Source organism: Streptomyces iranensis, assembly GCF_017874715.1.
Taxonomy (GTDB): Bacteria; Actinomycetota; Actinomycetes; order Streptomycetales; family Streptomycetaceae; genus Streptomyces; species Streptomyces iranensis.
Window position 1 is genome coordinate 89,933 of record NZ_JAGGLR010000021.1, and the last position, 24,203, is coordinate 114,135.

Annotated in this window: 22 protein-coding genes and 2 pseudogenes; 15 read left to right on the top strand and 9 right to left on the bottom strand. The window is 68.5% G+C overall.

Going from position 1 to position 24,203, the window contains the following annotated elements:
* Window position 1: 1 nt before the first annotated feature.
* The 4 genes and pseudogenes from J2Z30_RS33750 to J2Z30_RS33765 all read right to left on the bottom strand — a co-directional run.
* Window positions 2-1,045 (bottom strand): SpoIIE family protein phosphatase, encoded by a 1,044-nt coding sequence (locus J2Z30_RS33750; RefSeq protein ID WP_052701448.1) that lies wholly within the window; start codon window positions 1,043-1,045, stop codon window positions 2-4.
* Window positions 1,046-1,058: 13 nt separating this feature from the next.
* The gene (kaiC, locus tag J2Z30_RS33755; protein WP_044572257.1) at window positions 1,059-2,561 is read right to left on the bottom strand and encodes a circadian clock protein KaiC; all 1,503 of its coding nucleotides are present in this window, start codon (window positions 2,559-2,561) and stop codon (window positions 1,059-1,061) included.
* Window positions 2,554-2,898 (bottom strand): circadian clock KaiB family protein, encoded by a 345-nt coding sequence (locus J2Z30_RS33760; protein WP_063790928.1) that lies wholly within the window; start codon window positions 2,896-2,898, stop codon window positions 2,554-2,556. Before J2Z30_RS33760 ends, kaiC begins: the two co-directional genes overlap by 8 nt.
* 433 nt (window positions 2,899-3,331) lie before the next feature.
* Window positions 3,332-3,448, bottom strand: a pseudogene (locus J2Z30_RS33765) (IS5/IS1182 family transposase); the annotation flags it as partial.
* Here J2Z30_RS33765 and J2Z30_RS33770 point away from each other — a divergent pair.
* Together J2Z30_RS33770 and J2Z30_RS50025 are read left to right on the top strand one after the other, a co-directional pair.
* On the top strand, window positions 3,435-3,677 hold the full coding sequence (locus J2Z30_RS33770; protein ID WP_078956762.1) for an STAS domain-containing protein: 243 nt from the start codon (window positions 3,435-3,437) through the stop codon (window positions 3,675-3,677). The pseudogene J2Z30_RS33765 and the gene J2Z30_RS33770 overlap by 14 nt on opposite strands.
* 971 nt (window positions 3,678-4,648) lie before the next feature.
* On the top strand, window positions 4,649-4,942 hold the full coding sequence (locus tag J2Z30_RS50025; RefSeq protein WP_037954155.1) for a helix-turn-helix transcriptional regulator: 294 nt from the start codon (window positions 4,649-4,651) through the stop codon (window positions 4,940-4,942).
* 390 nt (window positions 4,943-5,332) lie between these two features.
* Here J2Z30_RS50025 and J2Z30_RS33780 read toward each other — a convergent pair whose 3' ends face one another.
* The 3 genes from J2Z30_RS33780 to J2Z30_RS33790 all read right to left on the bottom strand — a co-directional run bounded on the left by J2Z30_RS33780 (window position 5,333) and on the right by J2Z30_RS33790 (window position 7,374).
* The gene (locus J2Z30_RS33780; RefSeq protein ID WP_044572262.1) at window positions 5,333-6,484 is read right to left on the bottom strand and encodes a tyrosine-type recombinase/integrase; all 1,152 of its coding nucleotides are present in this window, start codon (window positions 6,482-6,484) and stop codon (window positions 5,333-5,335) included.
* Window positions 6,484-6,759, bottom strand: a complete 276-nt coding sequence (locus J2Z30_RS33785; protein WP_372453351.1) for a helix-turn-helix domain-containing protein — start codon at window positions 6,757-6,759, stop codon at window positions 6,484-6,486. Before J2Z30_RS33785 ends, J2Z30_RS33780 begins: the two co-directional genes overlap by 1 nt.
* 96 nt (window positions 6,760-6,855) lie before the next feature.
* On the bottom strand, window positions 6,856-7,374 hold the full coding sequence (locus tag J2Z30_RS33790) for a helix-turn-helix domain-containing protein (RefSeq protein ID WP_044572264.1): 519 nt from the start codon (window positions 7,372-7,374) through the stop codon (window positions 6,856-6,858).
* Between the two features lie 304 nt (window positions 7,375-7,678).
* On the opposite strand from J2Z30_RS33790, the gene J2Z30_RS33795 reads away from it, so the two are divergent.
* The 9 genes from J2Z30_RS33795 (at window position 7,679) to J2Z30_RS33835 (ending at window position 18,246) form a co-directional block, all read left to right on the top strand.
* Window positions 7,679-9,205, top strand: coding sequence for a DnaB-like helicase N-terminal domain-containing protein (locus J2Z30_RS33795; RefSeq protein WP_078956764.1), 1,527 nt, complete (start codon window positions 7,679-7,681; stop codon window positions 9,203-9,205).
* Between the two features lie 259 nt (window positions 9,206-9,464).
* Window positions 9,465-10,403: a DUF2637 domain-containing protein gene (locus J2Z30_RS33800; protein ID WP_078956765.1), complete on the top strand. Its 939-nt coding sequence runs from the start codon at window positions 9,465-9,467 to the stop codon at window positions 10,401-10,403.
* Between the two features lie 119 nt (window positions 10,404-10,522).
* Window positions 10,523-11,164 carry a plasmid mobilization relaxosome protein MobC gene (mobC, locus tag J2Z30_RS33805; protein WP_044572267.1) on the top strand — a complete coding sequence of 214 codons (642 nt, stop codon included), beginning with the start codon at window positions 10,523-10,525 and terminating at the stop codon, window positions 11,162-11,164.
* On the top strand, window positions 11,165-12,889 hold the full coding sequence (locus tag J2Z30_RS33810; protein WP_044572269.1) for a relaxase/mobilization nuclease domain-containing protein: 1,725 nt from the start codon (window positions 11,165-11,167) through the stop codon (window positions 12,887-12,889).
* A gap of 167 nt (window positions 12,890-13,056) precedes the next feature.
* Window positions 13,057-13,578: a hypothetical protein gene (locus tag J2Z30_RS33815; RefSeq protein WP_044572270.1), complete on the top strand. Its 522-nt coding sequence runs from the start codon at window positions 13,057-13,059 to the stop codon at window positions 13,576-13,578.
* Between the two features lie 263 nt (window positions 13,579-13,841).
* Window positions 13,842-15,056 carry a helix-turn-helix domain-containing protein gene (locus J2Z30_RS33820; protein ID WP_044581647.1) on the top strand — a complete coding sequence of 405 codons (1,215 nt, stop codon included), beginning with the start codon at window positions 13,842-13,844 and terminating at the stop codon, window positions 15,054-15,056.
* A gap of 176 nt (window positions 15,057-15,232) precedes the next feature.
* A complete protein-coding gene (locus tag J2Z30_RS33825) occupies window positions 15,233-15,631 on the top strand; it encodes a hypothetical protein (protein ID WP_052701449.1) in 399 nt (132 codons plus the stop codon).
* Window positions 15,632-15,854: 223 nt separating this feature from the next.
* Window positions 15,855-16,571, top strand: a complete 717-nt coding sequence (locus J2Z30_RS33830) for an ATP-binding protein (RefSeq protein ID WP_044572273.1) — start codon at window positions 15,855-15,857, stop codon at window positions 16,569-16,571.
* A 703-nt stretch (window positions 16,572-17,274) separates the two neighbouring features.
* Window positions 17,275-18,246 carry a porphobilinogen synthase gene (locus J2Z30_RS33835; RefSeq protein WP_078956766.1) on the top strand — a complete coding sequence of 324 codons (972 nt, stop codon included), beginning with the start codon at window positions 17,275-17,277 and terminating at the stop codon, window positions 18,244-18,246.
* On the opposite strand, the gene hemC is transcribed toward J2Z30_RS33835, so the two are convergent.
* Entirely contained in the window at window positions 18,243-19,178 is a 936-nt protein-coding gene (gene hemC / locus J2Z30_RS33840; protein WP_037954136.1) for a hydroxymethylbilane synthase, read from the bottom strand. The two genes, J2Z30_RS33835 and hemC, sit on opposite strands and share 4 nt — an antisense overlap.
* A gap of 383 nt (window positions 19,179-19,561) precedes the next feature.
* On the opposite strand from hemC, the gene J2Z30_RS33845 reads away from it, so the two are divergent.
* Window positions 19,562-19,828 carry a hypothetical protein gene (locus tag J2Z30_RS33845; RefSeq protein WP_037954134.1) on the top strand — a complete coding sequence of 89 codons (267 nt, stop codon included), beginning with the start codon at window positions 19,562-19,564 and terminating at the stop codon, window positions 19,826-19,828.
* A gap of 798 nt (window positions 19,829-20,626) precedes the next feature.
* On the opposite strand, the gene J2Z30_RS33850 is transcribed toward J2Z30_RS33845, so the two are convergent.
* Complete coding sequence (locus J2Z30_RS33850; RefSeq protein WP_044572275.1) at window positions 20,627-21,154, bottom strand: DUF5994 family protein; 528 nt, start codon at window positions 21,152-21,154, stop codon at window positions 20,627-20,629.
* Between the two features lie 260 nt (window positions 21,155-21,414).
* Here J2Z30_RS33850 and J2Z30_RS33855 point away from each other — a divergent pair, with 260 nt between their 5' ends.
* From J2Z30_RS33855 to J2Z30_RS33870, 3 genes and pseudogenes are all read left to right on the top strand, one after another.
* A complete protein-coding gene (locus J2Z30_RS33855; protein ID WP_052701450.1) occupies window positions 21,415-21,999 on the top strand; it encodes a DUF5994 family protein in 585 nt (194 codons plus the stop codon).
* A 316-nt stretch (window positions 22,000-22,315) separates the two neighbouring features.
* On the top strand, window positions 22,316-22,576 hold the full coding sequence (locus J2Z30_RS33865; protein WP_044581650.1) for a hypothetical protein: 261 nt from the start codon (window positions 22,316-22,318) through the stop codon (window positions 22,574-22,576).
* Window positions 22,577-22,822: 246 nt separating this feature from the next.
* Window positions 22,823-24,062: pseudogene (locus J2Z30_RS33870) on the top strand (PP2C family protein-serine/threonine phosphatase).
* Window positions 24,063-24,203 lie beyond the last annotated feature (141 nt).

Sequence of the window (24,203 nt, forward strand, 5' to 3'; positions counted from 1 at the left end):
TTCAGCGGCTTCCCTTCGACGGGGTGGGGGTGCGCAGGGCGAGGATGGCGATGTCGTCGTGGCCGTCGCCGGGGTGCTGGTCGGCGAGGGTGCGGCAGAGCTCGTCCAGTGGCAGGTGGGCGCTGCTCGCGGCGAGGGCTGCGAGGGAGGCCATGCCCACGTCGATGGACTGGTCGGGCCGTTCGACCAGGCCGTCGGTGAAGAAGATCACCGTTGCGCCTTTGGGGAGGGTGCGGGTGCTGGCGAAGCGGGGTCGGCTGGGATCGACGCCGAGCGGCAGGTCGGGCTCGGTGTGCAGGTACTCGGTTGTGCCGGCGGGGGTGAGCAGCAGGGGTGGGAGGTGGCCTGCGCTGCTCCACCGCAGCCGCCAGCCTTCCGCGGCGGGCTCGATACGGGCCACGCATGCGGTGGTGATGGGGGTCTCCTCGATCGCGTTCAGTGTCCTGTCGAGGGTGGCCAGTGCCGAGCCGGGTTCGGCGGGCCGGTCGTAGAGCAGGGCGTGCAGCATGTTGCGGATTTGGGCCATCGCGGCGGCGGCGTGCAGGCTGTGTCCGGCGACGTCGCCGATCATGGCGCCGACGGCGCCGCCGGGCAGCGGGAGGGCGTCGTACCAGTCGCCGCCCAGCCGTTCGACGGCGGGCCGGTAGACGGCGGCTGCCTGGATCGGGGTCAGGTCCGGCAGCGTGGGAAGCAGTAGCCGCTGGAAGGCGAGCCATCGGGGCATGACGTCCCGCAGTGTGACGACATGGAGCTGATGGCTGTTTGCGGTGGTCGCGCTGATGTGCATCTCGACGACTCTGACGCCGCCGCCGGGCTGCGTCAGCTCCACGTCTGTCGAATGGCCGGCCACGATCGGGAAGCCGAACGGGGCGTCCAGCAAATCGCGGGCGGGGCGGCCGAAAAGTTCCACCGCGGCTGGATTGCACAGCCGGACGATCCCTTGCTCGTCCACGGCGATGATCCCGTCAGCAGTGGCGGAGATGACCTGGTTGATGAGGTCGCCTCCGAGTCCGCCGGTCCCGGCTCCGGGATGGTCACTCGTCATGGGGGGGCCGCGCTCAGATATCGCCGATGACGCCCGGCATCGGTGGCGCGTCCAGGTCGGCGGCTTCCATTGCGTCGAGGCCGACGGCCGGGTCGCCGATGTGCATGCCGTCCGCGTCGATGGTGACCTTGCGTACGAACTCGTCGTGGGCGGAGCCGCGGTTTTGCACGACGGCTATGGTGCGCTTGATCATCCCGGCCTTCTGGAAGTACCGCAGTGCGATGGTGACGTCGGTGAGGCTGGCCAGTTCGCGCGCGATCGAAGGTGTCTCCATGGGTGTGAAGCGGCTGGTGGGGGCGGAGGTGAACAGCGTGGTGATGCGGCGCTCGCGGACGACCGCACCGAGCGCGATCACCAGGTCCAGCAGCGCCCTCGGTGTGGCGATGCGTTCCATGGCGGAGAGGGTGTCGATAACCAGGCGCTGGGGCTCGAAATCCACCACGGCCCGTCTGATCCGGATGAAGTAGTCCTCCAAGGAGGCCACTTCCGGGTAGTCGCACACCACCTGCAGCTGGCCGGCCTCTTCCATGCCCTCCAGGTCGATTCCCCAGCCGGCGGCGTTGCGCCTCATCTGCTCGCGGGTCTCGTCGAAGGTGAACCCCAAGCAGCGCTCCCCCGCTGCGACACCCGCGTCCAGGAACTTCAGACTGGTCAGTGTCTTGCCGGACCCGGAGGGCCCGGACAGCAGGACGACAGCGTCCCGGTAGAACCCGCCGCCGCACATTCGATCCAGTCCGGGGTTCCCGGAGGACACGCGGGTACTGGAGGCGGGCGCGGACGGCATACCAAGGAAAGCGAGCGGGATGACGACGAACCCTTCGCGCGGGTCGATGGTGAACAGCCATTCGCCCGTGCGGTGCGGGGCACCGCGGAACTTGACGATCTCGACGGTCCGGCGCCGACGCTCACCAACCAGCACATTGCGCAGGACGATCACGTTGTCGACGACGAACTCCTCGACGTTGTACCGGGATACGCCGTCGTACTCACTGTTCCGCTCGGCTGTGATGATCGAGGTGACCCCGAGCGAATTCAGTGCGGAAGCGAGCCTTTGGGTCTCCTTGCGGACGATCCCGGTGTCGGTGAACCGGGCGAACACGGCCCCCAGCGAATCCAGCACCACCCGGGAGGCGCCGATCCGGCGGACTGCGTGCTCGATGCGGGAGGTCAGCGCGCCGAAATCGTAGGAGCCGATGACGGCGGCTTCCTCATCCTTTCTCTCGGCGGCGTCGACGAACGCCCACTTCCCCTCGGCTTCCCACTGCTCGATCGGAAAGCCCAGCGAGGCGAAATTACGGCGGATCGCCTCCGGCGGCTCCTCGAATGTGACGAACACTCCCGGCTGACCGTTCCTCTTGATCCCGCGGGTGAGGAACTCCCCGGCAAAGATCGTCTTGCCACTGCCGGTCGTGCCGGTGACCAGGGTCGGCCTGCCTGCCGGCAGTCCGCCGATCGCCACCTGGTCGAACCCGTTGATCCCGGTGGGCGTCCGTTCGATCGTGTCGGCGTCAGTCACCGTGCGCCTCCTTGTGGTGTCGGTCACCGTCCGCCTCCTCCTTCTTCTCGCGGACTTCCTGCGGCTCATCCGGCAGACCCAACGCGAATGCGGCCCTCAGGGGGTCGGACAGGTCCCCGATCACCCGCACCTGCGGCAGCGGCAGCAGCCTGACCACAGTCGGCGTGGCCAGGACCCGCAGCTCCTCCGCCAGCCCCGGCCGCGCCACCACGTCCACCACTTCCAACTCGTAGCCGCCCGACAGACGGGACCCGGCAAGTGCGCGCAGGTTCGCCTCGGCAGCGCTGGACCGCTCCGACTCCCCGGCCACAAACAGGCGGAATGAGTAACCCGTCACCCGTCCGCCTCCTCCAGCCGCGCGGAATGCGAAGCTGCCCCTGCCCGGTCACCACAACCCACGCCCCGGCCTCCGCCTCCCCGCTGTCGCGTGACGTCCATCCAGGCACCTGCCCTTCCCGGCCCGGGTAGCACCCGGGAGCCTCACCACACAGACACACCGCGCAGCCCACACCCGATAGCGTGCAAGCGCCTGCCGAGCCCTCCCAGCTCCCCGCCAGCTTCTCGCCGTGACGGAGGCCGGGCGGCCGGACGGCTGCCCGCCGACGGGCCGTGCCGCCGAGCCGGCGGACTGCTCTGCCCTTACAACGTGACACCGCATGCCGCCGGGCGCGAGCCGGGGGGCCGAGCGGGTGCTGCGGGAGGCGCTCATGCCGCACTCGACCGGGAGACCGTCAGCCGCAGCGCGAGTCACGCTGCGCGACGGTCGGCGATACCCGGGTTTTCGACCACTCGGCGAAGTGGCGGTGAGCCGTCGCACCTGAAAGACAAAGGGCTGGCAGCCGACACCAGGTGCACCCTGGCGTGGCCACGAAGATGATCGCCGCGAGCGTGAGTGCTCTGTGTGACGCCGCGGTCCTCTGCGTCGAGTCCGGTGTTCGTCATCTCTGCCTCGACCTGAGGGACGTCACCTTCTGCGACAGCGGCAGTCTCTTCATGCTCCTCGGTCTCCAGCGCGCCCTGCACGCCGCCGATGGGGACCTCGTCGTCACTGCCATCAGCAATTCCGTCGAGCGAGCCCTCGTAGCCCACGGCCTCAAGGACCTGCTAAGGCGCTGAGAGCGCACGGGGAACCGGCACTCCGACTCCGCGATCTCTGCGGGCCCGCGCAGTCACACCCCCATAGGCGGCTTTCCCGCGGCCGGGCGGGTGACAGGGTTCTCGGCCCCCAGGCACTGACGGTGATGCGCGGCCCTAGGTTCCATGCCTCGTGTGGATGCTGGCGTGCCCGGGATCTGCCGGGCAGTCTTGGCAGACCTTCACGGGCCATCCCAGGCGGCCCTGTCCGTCGGGGCCGCTGGCGGTGTATGCGAACCCGCCCTGGTGCAGACCGTCGGTGGCACCGCATCGGGCGCATGCCTGGCCGCTCAGCCGTCGGTCCTGCTCGGGCGTTATGTGGAGGAGATCCAGGACCTTGGCACGCACGTCGAGGAATGCCGGGGACCTTGAGGACGGCAGGACCACGCGGGTGAGAAATTGCCTGGAGCGAGGCATCAGCACCTTCGGTTGTAAGGGGCCGCCCGGCGGCGCCATGGGGAGAAGAATGCTGTCGGGTGGCCACCCCGACGTGCCTGCCCCGGTCAGCTGGATCCATTCGCGACATCACTCGTATGAGGGGATCAAGGTCATGCGGCCCTTGCGGCCAGGGGCCGGGTACGGCACCGCGGCCGTCCACGGGCGGGCCGCACTCCGGCCCCGTGGATTCGGGCGGATCCGCCCGAATCCACGGCTGCTGTCGCCGGTGGGTCACACCCCCCGCTTCAGTGGCTATTCGTACGCGGTTCGCTGTCCCACACCGTCACCTCAACCGCCCCGTCACGGATCTCCAAGGTCAGCAGGCACGGGCCCGGAGCGTCCTTGCGGGCGCTTGTAGGTCCATGCCGTCCACCTCACGTCCGAAGCGCCGCCGGACCGATTGCCCACCCCGCCTACCCTCGAAGCATCACCGCAGTCCCACACAGGAGAAAATCGTTTCCGGCAATTTTCAGCAGGTATTCCCCGCAAGGACAGCCCCCGAAAGCGGAGGACACGTGGTAGCCGGGGGGTGGACCTTCCTCACCAATCACGCCCGCGTGCTGCTGGTCATCGCACGCGACCCTGACCTCCGCCTCCGTGACATCGCCGCGGTCTGCGCCATCACCGAACGCACCGTTCAGAGCATCGTCACCGACCTCGAACGGGCCGGCTACCTCAGCCGCGAGCGCGACGGACGGCGCACGCGCTACACCCTCGACCTGGACGGCCCCGTGCGTCATCCAGCAGAGGCCCACCTCCCCGTCCGGGGACTGCTGGAGCTCTTCACTCAGCACGACAGCGAGCACTGAGCCCACACCCCGACACCCGCACTGCTCAGGAGCAGCACCCGCATAAGGGTGTCCATAGCCACACAGCTGCAGGGAGCTGGCCTGCTCGACCTGTTTGGCGCACTGACTGGGCGTGGCGACAAGCCGGTCCGGGGGCAAAAGGCGCATTAACGTCATTGACGACAAGTTGACACCCCAACGTTACGGAAAGTCACCGATCCCTATCGGCTCCGCTCCACCCTCTGGTCATGGGGTGGAGCGGACCGACCTCCGGTTTGCGCGACAGATCAGACGACCCCGGGCCTGCGTGGTCCGGGGTCGTTGCGTTGGGAACAGCGCTTCAGCCTCGACCATGGAGGAGCCCGCCCCAGCGACACGCCTGGGGCAGGCGACCTTGATGGCCCGCTGCCTTCAGGCTTCCCGCGCCTGGGGTGCTGGGGAAAGGGCCTTACCGCGCGCCGCACGCACCTTTGCGTCGATGCCCTCCGCGACCTCCTGCTGCCGCTCCTCGTCGGAGTGCTGGTAGATCAGCGCGGCCTTCTCCGACGACTGCCCGGCCCGGACCATCGTGTCCTTGAGCGTTGCCCCGGACTGGGTGGAGAGGGTGTGGCCGGTATGGCGGAGGTCGTAGAAGCGGAAGTCCTCCGGCAGCCCGACCTTGGCACGAGCCCTGCGCCACTTACGGCCGAAGGAGGAACGCCGGAACGGGGCGCCCTTCTCGCCGACGAACAGCAGGCCGTTGAGCTCCTTCTCGGCGAACCAGTCGAGGTGGCGCTTCACCTCGATGTAGAGGAAGCCGGGCAGGTAGACGGTACGCACACCGGCATCCGACTTCGTGTCGCCCTCGGCCCGACGGCCGGTGGTCAGCTCAGGCGCCGCCTCCCGTACCCGCGCGGCGAGAGGGTCGAGCGTGACGTCGGGCCGCCGGAGAGCCGCCTGCTCCTCCGGGCGCATCGGACCGTAGGCGCCGAAGTAGACCATCAGCCGCCACCGCGGTCCCACGGCATCGGCGAGCGCATCGACCTGTTCGACGGTTGCGGTCGGCCGCTCCTTGGCCTTCTCGGTACCGGCGCCCTTGATCCGGCAGGGGTTGCGGCGGATCAGCTCGTCGTCGGCCGCGGTCTCCATGATGGCCTTGAGCAGCCGGTAGGACTTGGCGACCGTCGTCGCACCCGTCACCGTGAGCCGCTCGGCTCGCCAGCTCCGGACACCGGGCGGCGTGAGCTCGTCCAGGTCCATGTCGCCGAAGGCGGGCAGGATGTGCAGCCGCAGGAGCCTGCGGTACAGCTCATCCGTGGTCGCGGAGAGGCCGCGCTCCTCCACCCACGTCAGCGCGTACGCCTCGAAGTTCACGGCCCCGACATCCGGATCGACCCAGAGATTGCGCTCGATGTCGGCCTGGGTCAGCGTGAGCCAGGTCTGCGCGTCGGTCTTGGAGGCGAAGGTCTCCGGCGCCTTCCGCCGGGACCCGTCCGGCGCCCAGTACCGGGCCTGCCATCGGCCCGAGGGCAGTTGGCGCACCGTGCCGAATTCGCGCCGTCGCTGCGGCTTGCGTCCCGCCATCAGGCCACCCTCCGGTAGCGCGAGCGCATGTCGCGGCGGGATGCGACGGTGTGAGCCTCGATGTATTCGGCCAGAACGCTCTCGGGGATGCGGACGGGCTTGCCCATCTTGACGTAGCGGATACGCCGCTCGGCGATGAGCCGCCGCACGAAGCGCACGCCCGTGCCGAGCCGCTCGGCCGTCTCTTCCACGGTGAGCAGGCGATCAGATGTGTTCACCTCCGTTCCGGTGCGCGCGGTCTGCTGGGAGGCATGGGGTATCGCGTGTCGGCGCAAGGGGAGTGAGTCCTCTCGTGGCAGGCGTGGGTGCGGCAACACCGGCCTGCCGGTTCGGTCGATCGTGAGGGATGGCGGTTGCGATGGGAGCCGAGGCTAGGACTGAGGAGCGGAGTCGTCCTGCTCGGCCTCGTGTTCGTGGGCCGGGGGACCGTAGGTCTCCATCAGGTGGCTGGCGCTGGCCTGGGCGATGGCGTTGGACACCATGACTTCCGCTTCCTCGCGGATGTCGGGGTGCTCGGCGAGGTAGGCGTCGAGGGCATCACGTGCGCGCGCGTGTTCGGCGTTGGCGCGCTGGCTCTCGCGGAAGGTGTCGGCCACGGCATCGATCAGTTCCATGGCGCGTGCCTTGGCGGCGAGTTGCGGGGGCCCGACGAAGTTGCGCAGTTCGAGACCGAAGACCTCCGCGAACCCGATGGCCTCGTCGAGGTTGATGCGGCGCTTGCGGTTCTCGATGCGCCAGACCGCGGACGGGTTCATTTCGAAGCCGGCCTCGTTGAGGCGATCGGACAGGGCGTTGGTGCTCCAGCCGCGCGCTTCGCGTTCGAGCCTGATCCGTACAGCGACGTTCTCCTCTCCGCTGAGCAGGACCCCTTGCGCGGCGTCGTCGCCCACGATGCCCCACCTCCTTCCAGTGGTAGCAGTGCCCTGCCATTTGCAGAACACGTCAAGCTTAACATGGCTTCTGCGAGATGCAAGACACTTCTGCGATCTGCAATTCGTGTGGCATAGTGGTAGCACCGCCCCGCACCAGACCGTAGGAGACCGCCAGACCCCTGCACCGCACACGCGAAAGCCCCCAGCGATGCCACGCCGGGGGCCGAAGCGCGAACCTCTCAACCGCCATCCCTAGCGATCGACCTGCGAGGCCGGGATTGCCGTCCCATGTGGCCCGCAAGCAGAGGAGCTCCACGCAAGTATGGCAAACGCCTATCCCGCCACGCCACCCCCCGAGGCGGCGGGCCCCATGCCGCCACTCGACGAAACGGCGCAGCCTCCACACGACACGGACGCTGAGCAGGCCGTTCTCGGCGCCTGCATGCACGGCGACACCGTGGTCGACGAGATACGGCAGATGCTGGACGACGGCGACTTCTACCGCCCCGCCCACGAGACGATCTGGCGAGCCATCCTCGCCCAGCGCGGCGAGGACAAGCCGACCGACCCCATCGCCGTGAGTGATCTCCTCCGCCGCCAGGGCGACATCAACAGGGTCGGCGGAGTGGCGTACGTGCACCAGCTCTACGGCGCCCCGCCCTCGGTCGGCAGCGCCGCCTACTACGCGGAGATCATCCGGTCCAAGGCCAGCCTGCGCCGTCTGCGCGAGCAGGGCATACGCACCGTGCAGCGTTCCCTGGAACCAGGAGCCGACCCCGACGAGATCCGCTCCGGCGTCGAGACGGAGATACGAGCCGAACGCGAACGGGCCCTGGCCTCCGGCTGCGGACGTCTCTCGCGCTACCTCATCGACGGATGGCGGTTCGTCAGCGAAACCGGGGCGGACAGGGAACCGCTGTGGGGCACGCGCGAGAAGAGCGCTTGGGCCTCCGGCGAAAGCCTGATGATCGTCGGAGCACCAGGCGTCGGCAAGACGACTCTTGCCCACCAGGTGATCCTCGCGCGCCTGGGCCTGGAGGACACCGTCCTGGACATGCCGGTCGCTCCCAGCAAACGGGTTCTCTACCTGGCCATGGACCGCCCCATGCAGATCGCCAAAGCCATGGCCCGCCGCGTCAGCGTGGCCGACGCGGCGATCCTGCGCGAACGGCTCGCCGTGTGGCAGGGCCCCCTGCCCGCCACCCTCGACAAGGAGCCCGACCTCCTCGCCGACCTCGCCGCCGCCCACCAGGCCGACACCATCGTGATCGACAGCCTGAAGGACGCGGTCAGCACCCTCGTCGACGACGCCCTCGCCGTCGCCTTCCACAACGCCCGCATGCGCGCCATCCGCAACGGCGTCGAGATCATGGAGCTGCACCACCAGCGCAAAGCCCAGGACGGTACTCCACGCGACACCCGCCCCGCGCTGGACCGCGTCTACGGCTCCACCTGGATCACCTCCGGCGCGGGCAGTGTCCTGTTCATCACCGGAGAGGCCGGTGACCCCGCCGTCACCCTCCACCACCTCAAGACGCCCACCGGCGAGATCGGCCCGCTGCACCTGATCCACGATCACGCACGCGGCACCACCACCCTGGACCCCGCGCTGGACCCGATCACCATCCTGCGCGCCGCCCCAGGCGGTCTCAGCGTCCGTGACCTGGCCGCTGCCCAGACGGGCGAGAACAACCCCGGCCGGGCCGCCGTCGAGAAGGCACGGCGGGCCCTGGACAGCATGGTCAGGACCGGTCTCGCCACCAAGGCCGAGGGCATCGCAGGCGGCACGGGCGGCGGGCAGCAGGCCCGCTACCACGCCTCCGCGCGCCACATCGCCGCCGTCTCCTGACCGCGCCACGAAGCGAGATGACCGTTCACGGAAGCGTTCACGCAGCCTTGCGCGGGCACAGCCGCGAAAATCGCTCACACCGGTCACGCTCGCGGCAAAACCGCAGGTCAGACGATCACGGCACCGTACACGCCGTACACGCGCTGAGCGTTCACGCGCGAGCCCCCCTTTAGAAGGGGGCTCGCGTGTACGCCCCCACCGTGAACGGACGTGCCCCCTCCAGAAACACCCTTGAACCACCTCACGGAGCACAAGCCTGGTGACCACCCACACCACCACCGCCGCCAGCAGCAGCCAGCCCGCCGCCGACCGCCCGAGCCGCTGGGACCGCGCCGCGATCACCACCCTCGGCGCCGCCGGATGCGCTCTCTCCTACGACGCCCTGCAGCAGGTGGCCACCGCCATCCACATCCGCGGACTCCTGACCTACCTCTTCCCGTTCGTGATCGATGGGTTCATCGCCTACGGCGTCCGGGCCCTGCTCGTCCTGCGTGCCGCGCCCTTCTCCGCCCGCCTCTACATATGGACCCTCTTCGGCACAGCGACCACCGCCAGCGTCTGGGCCAACGCCCTGCACGCCATACGCCTCAACCAGCAAGCCCCACCCGGCGGCCTCCACCTCGGCGATACCACCGTCGGCGTCCTGTCCACCCTCGCCCCGCTCGCCCTCGCCGGAGCCGTCCACCTCCACATCCTCATCGCCCGCCACATCTCCCAGAAGCAACCGAACAACCACCGGCAGCCGAACCGACCACCGCAAGCGCCGCTCACACCGGACGACTCCCCCGCTCCCAGCGAGGACGACGAACAGGGCAAGCACCAGTACGAGGAGCCCGGGGAGCAGGGCGGGACCGGCCGCCCGCGCCGCGTCGGCCGACCGACCACCGCCGACCTGAACGAGCTGGTCGACCTCGCACGGCCACTGTTCACAGCGGACGAAAAGCCCACCCGCGAAACCGTCCGCCGGACCATCCGCGCCGCCGGTCACCGCATCAGCCAGAACCGGCTGACCCAGGTCATGAACGCCCTGCGCAGCCCCAGTACACCGGATCGACCGGTACCGCCTGCGCCGACTGACCGGAAGTCTTCGCAGGTCAATGGCGCCACCGCAGAGGAGCAGGAGACCGAGACAGTTCAGGGGCCAGTCCCTGAAGCCACCAGCGCGTCCCGGAAACCTGAGACCCGACCGAACCACTGACCGCCCGACGGACAGGACGCGGATCGACTCCGGGCATCGTCCACGCACCACGGACACCGGCCCAACTTCTCGCCTCATCGGCCAGCCCCACATCCGAAATCCTCACGGAGTACCGCCGCATGCATGACCAGCACCACGAACCCACCATCGACCAGGAGGAGATGTCCACGACCGCAACCACCAGCGCAGCAAGGTATGGCGTTGGACCGTCCAAGGGCCGGTCCAACGCGGATGCCTCCGCCCCGGGGGTGGCGGAGGACCTCGGGCACCAGGGGGTGCCCGAGGAGGAACAGCCCGCTGACGTGTCCGAGCAGTCGCCCGTCGTCCGCGCCAACGACGCTCTGCATCGTGTCGCCCGCCGTCGTGCCCGCGAAGACGTCCAGCGCAAGGAGCGTGTCGATGTCCGCTACAGCGTCGACGAGAAGCACGCGATCACCACCAGGGCCGAGCAGATGGAGATTGCCGCCGCCCACCTCGTCGGCGCCCTGGTCATGGCCTACCTCGACGGCGACTTCCACCTCCCCGGCCAGCGCACCCAGTTCGACGACGTGATCGACGAGCTCTCCGCCCTGCGCGCGCAGGTCGCCGCGATCGGCAACAACGTCAACCAGATCGCGTTCCGCCTCAACGCCGGGGGCGATCCACACCCTGTGGACACCGCCGTCCTGGCCCGGGCGGAGCGCACCTTGGACACCGTCCGCGTGACGATCCAGGACATCGCGGCGGTCATGAACGAAGCCGTCTCCGCGAAGGCGGCCTGAATGATCGCGAAGATCAGCAGCGGCAAGGACACCGCCGGCCTGATCAGGTACCTCTACGGCCCCGGCCGGGCCAACGAGCACACCGACCCGCACCTGGTCGCCTCCTGGGACGGCTTCGCCCCCGACCCCGGCCGCAGCAACGACTTCAACGCCACCAGGAAGCGCCTCGTTCAGGACCTCGACCTACGCCTCCACCAGGCCAAGCGCCTCGGCCGGGCCCCGAAGCAGCACGTATGGCACTGCTCCGTCCGTGCCTCCCCAGAGGACCGGCTCCTCAGTGACGACGAATGGGCCGCGGTCGCCCGCCGCATCGTGGCCGCCACCGGAATCGCCCCCGAAGGCGACCCGGACGGCTGCCGCTGGGTCGCCGTCCGCCACGCGGAGGACCACATCCACATCGCCGCCACGAAGGTCCGCGGCGACCTGCGCACCGCCCGCCACTGGAACGACTACCTCACCGCCGACAAAGAACTGGCTGCCGTCGAGAAGGACTACGGCCTCCAGCAGGTCATGCGTGGCGACCGCACCGCCGCGAAGCGCCCCACCCGTGCCGAGCAGGAGAAGGCCCACCGCACCGGCCACCAGCGGACCGCCCGCGAGCGCCTGCGCTCCACCGTCCGCACCGCGGTCTCGGTCGCCACCAGCCCCGATGAATTCCTGGACATCCTCACCCGCACCGACAGCGTGCACGTGGACATCCAGTACTTCCCGTCCGGCGATATACGCGGCTACAAGGTCGCTCTCGACGGCGACACCAACGCCGCAGGCGAGCCCATCTGGCACTCCGGCTCCAAGCTCGCCCCCGACCTGTCCTTCCCCAAGATCCGCGAACGCCTCACTGACCTCGACCCCACGACAACCACCGCACCGGAAAACCACCGCCGTCCCAACCCCTGGCACCAAGCCACCGCAGCCGCCGAACGCATCCCCACCCGCCTCGCACAGGCCGACGACGCAGCCGCCCAGGCTCACATCGCCGCCTTCGGCGAAGCCCTCGACGCCCTGCCACTCCTCGCCCCCAAGGACCTCCGACCCCAGCTCCAGCAGGCCGCCATCACCTTCGAACGCGCCACCCGCTCCCGCATCCGCGCCCAACAGGACCAGGCCCGCGCCCTACGCGGCGCCATCCGCGCCCTACGCACCACTTCCGTGACGGGGGACGGGACCGGCCTTGCGATGTTCCTCGACATCGCCCTCCTGGTCGTCACCGCTGCCACCCACTGGCACCAGCTCCGCCAACACGACCAGCAGGCCACCGCCGCCCGCCAGGCCCTGATCCACCTGCGCACTGCTTACGAAGAGGCCGCTGCAGCGCCCCTGGCCGCCCTTGCTCAGCGCAAACCGCCTCAGCGGTTGGTCGAGCGGCTCGCCCGCCAGCTACACCGGGTCGTACCCGCGTACGCGGAGCAGGTCCTCAGCGATCCTGCGTGGGACGCTCTCGCCACCGCTCTCATAGATGCCGAGCACTCAGGTCACGTCCCCGAGCGCATCCTCCAGCAAGCCGCCAACGAGCGTGCACTCGACGATGCCCGTTCCTCGGCTCAAGTTCTGGTCTGGCGTGTCCACCGCCTCGCCGAACGGTCGGCACCCAGCGCTCGCGCCCTCGCGGCTCAAGCCCATAGCAGCATCCAAAAGGTGCCGTCAGGGCAACAGCTGCTGGAACAGGGCTCGGCATCGCCCCAGCTTCGCAGCCCAGCTGAGCCGACGCGCATACGTCGCCGCTGATCGAAACCTCCAGGGCACGTTGCCCGGCGCACTCAGTACCTGACGCTGTCGGGGATCTTGGCTTCCGCTCTGTACGTGCACTGCGCGTGGTGGGAAGTTGGAGGGCCTGCGGCGGTCGGGCTGGTCCTCGGCACCAGGTGTTCCACTCGCCCTAGGGAGGGTCGGCCGTGGCCTCCGATCACGACATGCTGTGGCGTCGCTGCGCGCACCTGGGCCGCGTCCTGCTGCCTGTGGTGGACGAGGAGGCGTGGCGCCAGGCCCGACGTCACGAGCACCTGGGGACCTGGGGCATCAACATCGCAGAAGGCGAGCGGCTGATCGAGGTCTTCGCGGCCCTGGCCGCCCATGCCGTCGCGGTCGACACTTCCGCGTCTGCCGCAGAGCTTGACCTCCTGCCTCTGAGTGCAGTGGCTGACGCGGCGACCGGTAAATGCGACTTCGAGCTGCTCGCCGGGCTCCCGGACACCTTCGCCGACGGCCGCGACGAACTCGCCGTCAAGGTCTTCCGGCTGTACACCTACAGGGGCGGGCAGTACAGCCGCCGACTTTTCCAGCTGAGCACGGAACTGCGCGGTGCGCTGATCGTCCTCGCCGAACGCTCGCGAATGCCGTCCCCCAGGTGCGGGCAAGTCTTCTTCTGGGCGGCTGCAGCTGGCCTGTCCAGTGATCATGGAGATTTGACGAGCTGAGGTCGCGCTCCCGGCCGGGTCCGGGGCAAGATGGGCATCACCTTGAGAGTGATCAAGTCAGCCTGCGGGGTGGGTGGCGCCGCGCAGGCCCGGTTTCCAGGATCCCCGACAGCGTCAGGCTCTCAACGCCGGGCCAACAGGGGGGCGAGTCAAGCGCCCGAGTCGGGCTCGATCGTTCCATCCCCTTTGCCCCTCGCACCGCCAGACGTGAGCCGTACCATCGGAATACGCGACCATGCCTGACCGAACCCGCTGGGGTGAACGTGAGCGACTGGGCCAGCCGTACGACGGGGGAGCGCATCAAGTACCTCCGCCGGACTGCGGAACTTACACAAACGCAGCTCGCCGACTTGGCCGGCATCTCTGTCGCCACTGTGCAGAAGGCCGAGCAGAACAAGGGCGAGCTGTCCATCGGCTACCTGCTCAAGCTCGCGGCGGGCCTGCGTACCGACGTAGCGGTCATCCTCGGTCAGCAGGCACCGCGCCACGACATGGGCCTGGAGGCCCGCGCGGCACTGCGGCAGCTCGCCGACGCCGTCCACGAGAGCGCCCTCGGCGACTGGCAGGGCATCGGAGAACCAAGCACTCTGGACGATCTGACCCGTGCCCACGGGCTGGCCTACGAGGCGTACTGGCAAGGCGAGAACGGCCAGTTCAGCAACCTGACCTCGAAGATCCTCAAGGAAGGACGCGCCCGCTACGAGCAGGTCTCCGGCTGGGAGCGGGAACAGCTCGGCCGCCTCCTCGCGAGCACCTATCAGGCCGCCGCGTCGAATGCGATCCTGCTCGGCCAGCGCGATCTCGCCTTCGCCGCGCTCACCTCCGCGCATCACCTCAGTGCCGAGGCGGGCGATCCAGTGCTGTCGGCGCTCCTGGACTCCACGCTCTCTTGGGCCTACCTCCGGGATGCGAAGGTCGAGCGGGCGATGATGGTTGCCGAGCGCGCCGCCTCCCGGATCGAACCACCGCTGAGCAAGGCGCCCGGCCCCGAGCTGCTGGCCTACGGGCGCTTGATGATCTCCGCAGCCGTCGCCGCCTCGCGCTTCGAGAAGGGCAGAGGCGAAGCGGCAGCGAACGAATACCTCTCACGGGCGCACGCGGCGGCCTACCGCGTCGGCCGCGACAAGTCGCTCTACGGCACCCACTTCGGCCCGACCGCGGCGAACACCGAAGCGGTGGGCATCCGGGTCGCGCTCGGGGACTACGGGCGTGCGTTGAAGCTCGAAAGGGAGACCCATCTCCCCAAGTCGATGCCGAAGCTGGCGCGCAACCGCTACAAGCTGGACGTCGCCCTCGCCCAGGTCGAAGCCAAGCTCTACGACAAGGCTGGTGACACCCTCATCGAGGTCGGGCTCGACGCGCCGGAGTGGGTCAAGCACCAGGCGCTCCCCGGGGTGATCGGTCGGCGGCTGGCGAAGGTTTCCGCGTCGAAGGTTCAGTCGATCAGCGAGATCATCGGCGTGCCCTTGATCGTTTAACTCGTACGCTGCGTACGAGTCACTCCCATACGACCTTGGAGAGTCGTACGCTCCGTCCGTTCACCCCGCGTAAGCGCGCCGACACGATGTGGCGCATGGTTGGAAACGCGCACAAGACGGCGCCTGTTGCCCGGTCACCTCGCCTCACGCCACAACAACGATGGCGAAGGCGTGAATTGACCGACGCGACCGTTGGGGTCGAGCGCTTCAAGGTCATCGTCTACGTGTGCACCGCCGCGAACGCGGATCCCTCTTTGCCTCATCAGGAGTGCATCGAGCACGCCGAGATGTACGGCTGGGACGTCGCGGCCACCATCGCTGATGACACCGGCCTCTCCGCCCCGCAAGAGCGCACCGGTCTGGCCGAGGCCATCGAGCGCATCAAAGCCAAGGAAGCGGGCGCGATCCTCACCGCGTACCGCTCCATGATTTCGCCGCGCCAGGACGAGTACGACCAGATCGCGGCCGAGGTCGAGGAGGCCGGCGGCTTTCTGGCGGTACGAGACCGCGAGCGTCAGATCGCGGTTCCGATGGGGCGTTCGCCCGAGCGGGAAAGCCGCTCCCCCAAGGCTTGAGCAAGCTCCAACCATGAGCGGTGAGGGCCGCCTTCTCGTCCCTCGATGCCAGCTTCTCCTTCCCCCGGACCTCGTGGAGGACGGTGTGATCACTCTCGCTTCGCCGAGCGCAACCGCTCCCCGGGAGTCGCGCGGGAAGTTACCGGGCGCGTTCAACGACGGCATACCCCCTGCTCACCCGCAGCAGGGGAGGACTCCGCAAACGGACGCTCCGGAGAGACGCATGGACCTGCCCGACCGCGTCGTCGTGTCCTGCACCCGCACTCCTGAGCGGGTCGCCCAGCTCCGGCGCATCAGCGCGGCACACCTGCGCCTGTGGGGAGTCAGCGACTGCATCGAGACAGCAACGCTGCTCATCAGCGAACTCGTCACCAACGCCATCCGATACGGAGAGAGGGACGACATCAGCTTCTCCCTTTACCACCTCAAGGGAGAGGTACGGGTCGACGTGGACGACGGAACCCCCGGCCGCCCCAGGGTGAAGCGGCCCGCCTTCGACAAGGAGACCGGACGCGGGATGCTCATCGTCGACACCCTCGCCGACGAATGGGGTACCAGCGACGACGGCAGCCGGACCTGGGCCACCATGACCGTCCCGACACCGATGAGGACCACCCCCGGCTTCTGGTGTGAATGGCGCGGGGCCGACGGAGAACGCCTGGCCGCATGCGCATCCGCCGGGCCGACATCGGCGATCAACTGGGCCCGCACACAAATGCGGGTCATCGCTTCCACCATCGGAGAACCCCTGCTCGCGGATCTCTGGGACTGGCTGTCCGATGGGTGGCGGGACGCCGCCGCAGCACTCGAACGCGGCGAGGACTTCACGCTCCCTCTCGTCGCCGGCCCTCACGCGTTCGTCTGGCACGCACGCCCCGTGCGCTTCCTCCCCATGGCTGCCCTGGAGGGAGGTGAACCGGCGTGCTCCGCTACCGGGTAGAGATCGCCGGGGAAGGGCCGGTGGACGGCCAAGTCGTGCGTGTCGTTCTGGGTCATCATGACGCCCGAAACCCCCGACTCGCCCTGCGATGCCTCCGTGGACACGCGCTCCACATCGCGGAGGGGCTGGACCCCAACCCCGAGGCGTCCTGGCTCGGCAGCGTCCGCATGCAACGGGTGGGCGACGACCTGCCTGATGTGCCGGCGTTCTTCCGCACCTGGTGCAACGACGAGGGGCAGCAAGAAACCGCCATGGCCCAGCTCGCGGCAGGTAGGCCCTTCCGGCTATCTGCTGCCGATCACACCGGTCACTACTCCCTGACCGTCTGGCCCGTACACCTCCCACCCCCGCACGAGAACACGCTCGGTGCCACGGCAACGAACCCCATATGCCCCCGCTCCGGCCACCGACGCCGCAGGAAGCCTCGCCATGCGGCGAGGAAGGCACGTTGGTGGCCGGGGCGGGTCTCGGGTCCCGTCTCCGCTGTCTGAACTGGAGGCTCCCCCGACCTCGCAAGGGCAGGTCAACAGCACGAGGCGGGACCCGCACCAAACCACCACGAGGGAGAGGCGCGTTGGCAGCACCCCTGGTTGACGGCGACGAGGTGTCCGACCTGATCGCGCGCCATCGTCACCCCAGCCAGCGCCAGCGAGGACCTACCCGATGACCAGTGCGTCCGCGCACCCAACGAAATGAGGGACAGATGAGCGTTACCGCGCCACCGGCGCGAAGTAGCAGCACCACAAGTCCACTTCGAAGTCGTCCGGCCGTCCGTCGTTTTCTGGAGTGTCCGGCACTCACCCCCGCCGACCTTTCCATGGTGCTGCTCGTCACCGAGAAGCAGGCCGACCGGCCCATGCCGACTCTCACGGTTCCGGAAATCCCCGCAGCGATGCGCGAGGCCCGATTACACGGCATCCGATCGGTCAAGATCTTCGCCGAGTCCGCCCGACGGGACGCCACAGGCGAGATCTCGCTCGTACCCGACGCACTCATGGCCCGGGCCGTCCGCGCCGCGAAGGACGCTGAACCGGACCTCGCGGTCATGACGGAGACGTGCCTGTGCTCGTACACCGACTCCGGGCTCTGCTACGTCACCGACGTACGGGGCCGCCCGGACATCCCCGCCACGGTCGATGTCACCGCCCGGCAGGCCGTCGCACACGCGGTTGCGGGGGCCGACATCGTGGGCCCGGCCTCCATGGTGCTCGGCACCACGCAAGGCGCCCGCACCGCGCTGAACGACCAGGGCTACGGCAGCGTCTCCGTCATGCCCCACGTGATCTTCTGGAGCAGCCTCTACGAGGGCTTTCGCCGCACCATGGGCGCCACACCCAAGGCAGGCGTCGACCGCGAGTTCCAGATCAACCCCGGCAAGCCCGAGCAGTTCATCGACGCCGCACTCCAGCTCGTCCAAGACGGTGCCGACATGCTCCTGCTGGAGCCCGCCATGTTCACCGCCGACGTGCTCACCCACCTCAAGCAGCACACCCGAGCGCCGCTCTTCCCGTTCTCGGTCTCCGGCGAGTACACCGCGCTCACGTCCCTCGACGCCAAGACCGGCCGACGAGACGTCCGCAGGCTCATCGAACTCTTCACGATGTTGAAGCGCGCCGGAGCCGACGCCAGCGTCACGTACGCGGCCCTGGACATCGCCCGGCAGCTCAGCGGCTAAACCGCAGCCTCGGCCCGTATCTCGCCAAGAATAGAACGCGCGCCCTGGCCGATCAGCTCTCCGGCCAGGGCCTCCCCGAGCTTTTCCGGCTCGCTGAGCGGCCCGGAAAGCGAGCCGGAAATCTGATGGGTCCCGTCAAGCGACGTCACCTGCGCATAAAGCGAAAGCGATCCGTGCGAGCGGACCTCGGCATACGCACCCACGGGCACGCTGCATCCGCCATGCAATTCGGCAAGTAGCGCGCGCTCTGCCCGCACTTGGGCGTCCACCGCGAGATCACCCGAGGTGGAAAGGATCTCCCGAATCGCTGTGTTTTCCTCGCGTACCTGAACCCCCAGAGCCCCTTGCCCGGGCGACGGCGGAAACAGATCGATCGGCAGAATCTCGCCGATAGCGCCATCCAACCCGAGACGCCGAAGCCCCGCGACCGCCAGAACCACGGCGTCAAGCCCCATGGTCTCGATCTTCTTCAACCGTGGCGGGACATTACCCCGAATCGGCACGACCTCAATATCAGGTCGCACCGCCAGCAGCTGGGCGATGCGCCGCGGAGCCCCCGTCCCCACCCGCGCCCCCTTGGGAAGCCCGTCCAGCGTGGCCCCACACAGGGCATCCCGCGCATCCTCCCGGCCCGGCGGGGGAACCAGAATGAGTCCCGGCGGATTCGCCGTAGGAAGATCCTTCAGGGAATGGATGACCACATCCACGTCTCCACGAGCCAACGCGGCTTCCTGCTCGCTACTGAACGCACTGCCACCGCTCACAGCCGAGACGTCCGAAAGCAGCGACTTCCTGTCCCTGTCACCCCCTTCGAGAATCACTCGATGAGTAAAGGCGACCTCAGGGAATCGCTCACGCAAGGGAGCAAGGTATTCGCGCACCTGAACCTTGGCAAGGTTACTTGCACGCGAGCCTACGAAGTACGTGTCCACGGCAATCAACTCCCGACAGGTGATGGGCCGTCAAGTCATCGTACTCGCCAGGGCAATGCCATTATGCCGACCCATTGTCGGGATAATCGACGTTGACTTCTTTCCCGAAATGTTAGGGCACGCTGGAGCTGGGCCTACTCGCCCAAGATCAGTCACGCGAGCTAACTACCACCCGGGCCCTCCAGCCACAGGCCGGAAGCCGCATGAGAACACGGCTGGATCAGGCCCACGCACAGCCAACCGAAGCTGACGCGCGCGACGCCGCTGGGTAGCGGACGCCGACCGCTGCCCCCGGTTCCCACCCTCCTGGACGTTTTCGCCGCCTCGTCGCTCTAACAGTTCGACAGCAAGGACACTGGCGGAGAGGCACGGAGTTGAGCGGGATGTGGCTGTCGCTGGCCATCGTGGTGGCCGGCGCGACGGGAACCATGACGGCGGCGCTGGCGTACAAGGTCCGCGAGCGGGCTCGTCTTCGGATGATGACGGAGTCGGCACGCGCGCTGGCGCGGGGCGGGACGGTGCGCTACCGATCGGTGGACCAGCGCATGAAGGCAACGGCAGAGTGGGAGTTGACCGTTCCCCGACCTGAGGCCGATCCCTCACGCGGTGGGACTGGCAGGGGGGAGGACCGTGGTGAGTCCGGCCGGTGACGAATGGGAAACGCTGTACCGCAAGTACGGACGGAAGGTGCTACACGTCGCGACACTCGCCGCCGGCGGGTCGGCGCATGACGGATGGGACGGCGTGCAGCACGCGTTCTCCAAGGCATGGCTCCATCTCACCGATCCGTCAAAGCCGCCCGTGGACAACTGGGCGGGCTGGCTGCGCAAATCGGCCGTCCGCCATGACTTCCGCAGGTCACGGCCGCAGGGCCAGCCAAGTGGGCCGGGGATTCCCAAGCTCAGAGCGCGAGTTCGATTCTCCTCACCCGCTCCACGACAAGGACCCAGGTCACAGACCGGTCACAGACCCGGGCCTGGTTCGTCGTCCGGACCGTCCCCTCTGCGTCGACGGCACATTGCCCTATACGTGCCCTGCTGATGGGGCGCGTATAGGGCACGATCCTCGGGGCACGCACCGAGAACGGCATCTCGGCAGAGTCGACCGTGCCTCGTGACCCGCTCTTCGGCAGCAGCCCCGACATCGACAGCGGCGAGGTGCCCTGAGTCTGGCGATCCCTTCCCAGACTCGCGCTCACCAGATGAGCGTGCCACCATGCTTCGCCTCGCCCTGGCCCGCCCTTCCCCACCACGAGTGGGCGGGCCGAACGGGGCGGCAACGCCGTTCGATCCGCATAGACGGGCGCAGAGCCACCAGAAGGAGTCGCAATGGGCACATGAGGCGGCGATCAGGCAGAGTTCGCGGGCGGCCGTTCATCAGGGGGTGTGACGTCGGTGCCTTACTGGGTGTCAGCAGGCTGAGGCTGTGGTCGCACCGCAAGGGGGTCGTCAGGACGTGCTACGGCGTTCCGGGCCTGTGTGCGCGCCTTCCTCGGCAATCGGGCGGGCTCGGCCGGTGCCGGTGTCGATGAGGATTTGCTTGGCCGGTGTGATGTTGTCGGCGCGGACGGCCCGGGCCATCGCCGCGCGTGCCGCGTCGGGCGTCGCGTGCGGCGGGATCACCAGCAGGGAGAAGAGGTCTCGATCGCCTCGGGTGATGAGGATGGTGTCGTCACCCACCGGGAACGAGTCGATGTGCACGATGCGGTCGTCGATGGTCAGTCGTGTCGGCAGTTCTTCCCAGGCACCGGCGTCCAGACCGACGCGCACGACGGGTCCGAGGTGCACGGTCAGCGCGGTGACCAGGGCGGGAAGCTCGGTGCCTATGTCGCGGGATCGCGGCCACCACGCACCGTCGAGGATGCCCTCGCGGGTATGTGTCGTCGCCAACCGCAGCAGGGCTGTTCCCGGTTTCACGGCATGCTGGATCGCGTCCGGCAGAAGATTCACTTCATGCGGGGTGTCGGCGTCGGACATGGTCTGCTCACCCCCTGCGGGGTTCGGTGGACCGCCGGTTTCACCGTACTCCGGGAGCCCACTCACAGGCTCAGCCGCGCCCTGCGGAAACCGGACCCGGGTCCTGGAGAAGTGACTGATCGCACGCGGGCCGGGGGCACGCCCCGGAGTACAGTGAAAACACCGGGAGCATTTCGCACACCGGCTTCCACGCGGGTGTTGTTTTCGGCGAGCAACAACACCGGGACGTCGCAAGACATGCCCGGGGACGGGTCCGCGCCATGACCGTGACCGTCGACCGTACGACGACCGATGAGTGTGTGACCTCGTCAGCGTCGGCCCGCTTGTCACTGACGCCGTCCAGCCCGGTTCCGGGTCTTCTGGACGGTGCGTGGTGGCCTCGCTCCCGCGATCTCCTCCGTGAGCTGCCCACCCTGACGGACGTGCTGGACGCATGCTGGGGCCGGATCACGCGGGTCTCCGTGAACCCGGCCCACTGGCCCGTGATTCCGCGCAAGGTGCCGGCGACCGGGCAAACGGTGAGCGTGGGCTGGTTCACCGATGAGCAGGACCCGCATAAGTTGATCCTGCTGTCCTACGCCGCAGGCCGCTGGGACCTCCTGGTGATCCCGCCGGAGACGAGTGCGGCAGCAGCCGCCCGGCTGATGGCCGCCGCGGCCACCGTCGGTGGCCTCCTCACCGCCAGCGGTCTGATGGCGAGCGAAACCGCCTTCCGTGAGGCCGGGGAGGATCTCAGCCGGGAGGAGGAGTGGGAGACCGATGGTGGGCCGCCTCAATGGCGGCCGGAGGCCGAACCCGGCCGGACTCCTGAGCTCCACCGGACTCCCGAGTTCCAAGGGAGGTGAGGATGTGGAGACCGTCATCACGGTGTCCGTGATCATCGGCATGATCATGCTCGGAGTGCTGCTGATCCACCTGCTCAATGGCCGGCACAACGAGCGAATCGCAGCATTCCACTACAGCGATGCCCTGCCGGGAGTCGGCAGACGGAGCCGGAAGAGCCGACAGCCAGCAAGCCCGTCTGATCACGCGTCGCCCCCTCCTCACCCCGAACACCGCGACGGGCCGCGGACGACGCATGGCCTTCTCCTGACCGGGTCCGGTGGGCGCGCAGCGGGGCCCCACACCCAGCGGAGCGCCTTCCTGATGAACGGGGTCACCATGCAGCCACCGGAATCACTCCCGGCAGGGCGCGCCGAGGTGCGTATCGTCGCCGCGTCCCCCGAGGTCGCCCGTCAGGTCGCGGAGGTACTCCGTCGCTGCTTCGCCGGCGCCGAACAGCGGAGCTATCCCGCCGGTGCGGACGGCGGAACCCGCCTCCATCTCACCGTGGACACCACGCACACGGCAGAGCCGGCGCGGTCCTGGCTGGTAGCAAGTCGGCCCTCCGGGCAGGAGGCCACGCAGACGGACGAAGTCTGAAGGGATGCCCGTCAGTGGACCCGAAATGTTCGTTATGCCGGAAAGGTGCGCCCGGCGTAGGGTGACAAATGGGCCGGTTCACTCTCACGTGCAACCGACCCGAAAGGGCGGCTCCGGTGTTTCCACGCCGGAGCCGTTGAGGGAAGCGCGGCGACGCCGGGGTGGAGGGGGCGGGACGGCCACAGCGCGGCAAGCGGCACAAGCGCTTACCTCTGGGTGAGGACGGTGCGACGAAACGAGGTCGCCATGACAGAAGGTGAAGAGGGCCTCCGCAAAGTCACGGTGGACCGGTCAGAGGGATTCGGTGAACGGCTGCTGGGCGTACTGCTGGACCGGGCTCACGAGATGCCGCCCCAGCTGATCGCGCCGCTGGTCGCTGAGGAAGTGGGCAGGATCGGCGGGCGGGACGTCTCGATCCTCCTCCAGGACTACGACCAGCTGATATTGGCTCCCCTGCCGGGCATGAGACTCGTGGTCGGGGAGCCCGAGCGGATCGACGATTCTCAGGCCGGCAGGGCTTTTCTGAGCGCGGCGCCGGTGGAACATCCGCAGGCCGATGGCGTACGGATGTTCCTGCCGCTGCTGGACGGCAGCGACGAGGTGGGGGTGCTGGCCGTCACCCTGAACAGCGTCGATGACGACGACCGGCGGTTGCTGCGGCGCCTCGCCGGCCTGGTCGCCGACATGCTGGTCACCAAGAACAGCTACACCGATCAGTTCTTCCAGGCCCGCCGCCGTGAGCCGATGACCCTGGCCGCGGAGATCCAATGGTCACTGCTGCCCCCGCTGACCATGATCACACCGCAGGTCGCGGTGGCCGGAATCCTCGAGCCTGCCTACGACGTCGCGGGTGACAGCTTCGGCTACGCCCTGAACGACAACATCCTGCACATGGCCGTCATCGATGCCATGGGGCACGGGCTGGACGCCGCCGTGCTGGCCACCGTCGCCGTCGGCGCCTACCGGCACGCCAGACGCGCCGATGTCGGTCTCGCCGAGCTGTACATGTTCATGGATACGGCCATCGACGAGCAGTTCGGGCCCGACCACTTCGTCACAGATGATGCGCCTGGATATCGGAACCGGCCACCTGCAATGGGTCAACGCCGGTCACCCGTCGCCGCTGCTGATCCGCGACCACCGCGTCATCCAGGCGCTGGAGAGCCCGGGCACCCTGCCCGTCGGCTTCGGCGGGGCCATTCCGCAGGTCAGCGAGCAGGAGCTGTCCCGCGGCGACCGGATCCTCTTCTTCACCGACGGTCTCGTCGAGGAGCACCACGTCGGCGACGAGCCGTTCGGCGAGGAGCGCATGCTCGCCTTCGTGGACCGCGCGGGGTGCGTGGGTGAAAGTGTGCAGGAGATGGTGCGCGGCCTGTCCCATGCCCTGATGCGAGAACGGGGCGGGGTCACCACCGACGACGCGACCCTCTTCCTGGTCGAGTGGTGCGGAGGCACCGCCGACCGGCTCGTCACGGTAGAGGTATGACCGGCAGGTTCGCCCCTGGCGCTCGGGTTTGCGAATGCAAGGTCAGCCTGGGAGCGGTGGGCCTTGCGGGCATGCAGCCCGCTGAATGACGGAAGTGAAGAACCTCCTGCGCATTCGCTGGCCTCGTGCCCTATCCATGCC